A 2262-nucleotide genomic window follows, 5' to 3' on the forward strand; every position below is an offset into this window, starting at 1 on the left:
GATACTGGTTATTGGCTGATGTTTATAAAGGAAGGACTTTTGTCGATGGTGTATTGAAGCAGGAAACCAAGGTGCTTGAAAGGATGGCCGCCTAAATGCTTTTTACACACCTATTGACATGACTCCGTCTCGACTAGACGGATATATAAAGAGAATTAAAACCCGCCTACTCAAATGAGTCGGCGGGCTTTGAATTTCAAAACCTTTTTTATTTTGTGTTTTTAAATCGGAACCTATAGTAGTTTCTGAGGTTGTAAATTACCTGCTTGGATATTTCTTGAATTTGCTGATCTTCGCATGAGAATTCCATAAACCGGCATTTCTGCAGTAATTCCAGGTGAGTAGCAGAGAGATAAGGCAAACCGAAATTGCTAATAACTTGCTTTCCTTCACCGATTAACCGCACGCAATCAAATATATCTGTAGTAAAAAGTACTTCTCCATCATTCTGTATTCGATGCCAGTTATAGAGATACAGTTCAGGATTAAATGACCTGTGGCATACGGCTTTCCGGTCTTTTAACCGTATTCCATAATAAGCGATCTTCAATCCTTGCTCATTATGGACCGTAAAAGCAACACAGCCTGAAAGCATAGTTTTCCCCTGGGGCACCCCAATTCCAAGATCTGCAGCAAGTTCCTCTGATATTCCCTGTTCCTTCAAGAATGGATGATAGTGGAGCTTATAATCCATATTGAGTTCCTTGGTTATTGATGTTGCTCCGTAAGTAATCGCCTTTTCCATCAAATAATCGGAAGCCTTCTTGATATCCCATGGTTCAGTGTTATTTTCGCTCATGATTTCTGAAACCAGCTTGATAATATGCCCGCTTGCTTTGCATTTAGGGCAATAGAAAACATTCTTCTTCTCCCCATAGGCCTTGATAACCTTTTTATCTCCGCAACTGCAAGGAAAATAGAGATAGGCTCCTTTCTGTTCTGTCTCAAAGCCTAAAAGCTTTAATGCTTTAAGGGTATCCACTGCCTGTAATGTTTCCGTGTAATTCATTTCTTCTCCTTTCTTAATACAGAACGTTTTTTTGTAGAGAATAATCTTTAATTATTTCCCACAATAGGGCTTCGTCTGTGAGATGGATATAAAATCCCTTTTCCCCTTGTTCTATGTGGCCAACTATATGCATCGATTCATTGTCTATAACCTGACAGCAATCCTGTCCATCCACTTTTACAGCAAAAAGTTCCATGTGTCCTCCGAGATCTTGTGTGCAGGTCTTGTGTGCAACTTTAGATACAAAAGACCTGTTTAGGTAACTTTTATCCAGTGGACTCGATTGGTAAGTGCTTAAAACAAAGGTATTTTAGGAAATAAGGGATAGGGCGAAACTTCTCTTAATCAGCGGGTCGCAGGTTCGAATCCTGCACGGCTCACCATTATTTATCAAGTATTTCAGATAGTTATAAATCTGAGGTCCTTTTGTATTTTTCTCTCCATTGAACTAAGTAACATACAGGTAACAAGTTGAGATCTCATATTCTGCTTCATTCAGGCTTCCAAAATATACAAATCATAGGAAGATTGTTAATGACAAGAGAGCTTTAAAGCAGCTCAGTTTTGTATGCCGATTAACACTTTTTGAGCATTAACCGATCCTAACCCCCATTGACAACCCGCAAAGGAGCACCTTGATTTGTTTAATTTTTCCTGATACATTCTACTTAAGGATAAGGATGTATAAACCTGGTATGAGTTTGAAGTTAAAAAGGAGGTAAAGAAATGACTTTAGAGCTAACAGAAAAAGAGAAAAAAGCGCTAATAGAAGTACTTAAGGACTATATCCCGGAACTCAGGGGTGAAATAGCTTCAGGCGTGAAGCATGATTTGAAGCAGGAACTGAAGGAAGAAGAGGAAATATTAAAAGGAATACTCGAAAAACTGAATGTGCTGAAATAATTTTATTTCCTCCCATCAACGCAAAACCGAGTTAGGATAATTCTTTGCACTGAGGAGTAATAGTCTTCAGCTTGATAGTCACCTTTGCGCATCGTTACCGAAATCCATCGCGAATTAAAAACAGATATTGTACAGACAGGTTACATGAGACTGTTACACTGCAAGGGCACTTTTTTGCCGTGCAACGCAGCAGATTCAAGTAACGCGCGTTTCTCCATATCACCATCGAATTGCATCACAAAAAATGTTACCGAAGTAAAGACTAGGGAGACATCGTTGACTCATAATGCATGTTACCGAAAAAACATGCATAGAAAGGGACTGCATTATGAGTTCAAACGCCAAAAGGG

2 protein-coding genes are annotated in these 2262 nt (G+C 39.1%); one reads left to right on the top strand and one right to left on the bottom strand.

What is annotated here, in order from left to right; translation table 11 throughout:
• Positions 1–208: 208 nt before the first annotated feature.
• Positions 209–1009, bottom strand: coding sequence for a hypothetical protein (locus AB1414_19480; GenBank protein ID MEW6609595.1), 801 nt, complete (start codon positions 1007–1009; stop codon positions 209–211).
• 726 nt (positions 1010–1735) lie between these two features.
• Here AB1414_19480 and AB1414_19485 point away from each other — a divergent pair.
• A complete protein-coding gene (locus AB1414_19485) occupies positions 1736–1912 on the top strand; it encodes a hypothetical protein (GenBank protein MEW6609596.1) in 177 nt (58 codons plus the stop codon).
• Positions 1913–2262 lie beyond the last annotated feature (350 nt).

Source organism: bacterium (genome assembly GCA_040755795.1).
Classification (GTDB): domain Bacteria; phylum UBA9089; class CG2-30-40-21; order CG2-30-40-21; family SBAY01; genus JBFLXS01.

Excerpts from the sequence above, each read along its gene's own strand:
- AB1414_19480 (MEW6609595.1), bottom strand. The coding sequence starts at position 1,009 with ATGAATTACACGGAAACATTACAGGCAGTGGATACCCTTAAAGCATTA.
- AB1414_19485 (MEW6609596.1), top strand. The coding sequence starts at position 1,736 with ATGACTTTAGAGCTAACAGAAAAAGAGAAAAAAGCGCTAATAGAAGTA.